2 pseudogenes are annotated in these 416 nt (G+C 66.3%); one reads left to right on the top strand and one right to left on the bottom strand.

Annotation, left to right across the window (positions count from 1 at the left end):
• Positions 1–152, bottom strand: a pseudogene (locus ACJOT3_RS34790) (DNA-binding response regulator); the annotation flags it as partial.
• A 109-nt stretch (positions 153–261) separates the two neighbouring features.
• Between ACJOT3_RS34790 and ACJOT3_RS34785 the strand changes: the two are divergent.
• Positions 262–416, top strand: a pseudogene (locus ACJOT3_RS34785) (MoaD/ThiS family protein); the annotation flags it as partial.

The following is a 416-nucleotide window of genomic DNA, read 5'->3' as shown; positions in this document are numbered from 1 at the left end:
ACCGGGGCGCTGGAGCCGGTGCCGGCACCGGACGCCAGGAGTGCGCCGGCTTCGGCGGGAGCCACCCGCACGGAGTGCAGGAGGAGGCCGAGAGCGGGCAGCACGTGATCGGACGGTTCGTTCGAGTTCGTCAACAGAAGCAGATGGCTCATGCGTCTCTTCCCGTCACCCCGCGGTACGCGGACGATCGAAGGCGCCATTGCCCCCGGTGAAGATTTGTTTAATACGTCGCCTCCGAGCAACACCAAGGATAATCAACAGATGGCGAAGTGCACTATCAGGTACTGGGCCGCGGCCAAGGAAGCGGCGGGAATCGCCGAGGATCCGGTCGAGGCCACCACTCTCGGCGAGGCCCTCGACGCGGCGCGTCGGCTGCACCCGGACGACCGCTTCCAGCGTGTTCTCGGGGTTTCCTC

This window comes from Nocardiopsis protaetiae, from assembly GCF_045446735.1.
Lineage (GTDB): Bacteria > Actinomycetota > Actinomycetes > Streptosporangiales > Streptosporangiaceae > Nocardiopsis > Nocardiopsis protaetiae.
The sequence above is the reverse complement of the archived record's forward strand: the minus strand, read 5'-3'. Positions and strand labels throughout refer to the sequence as shown.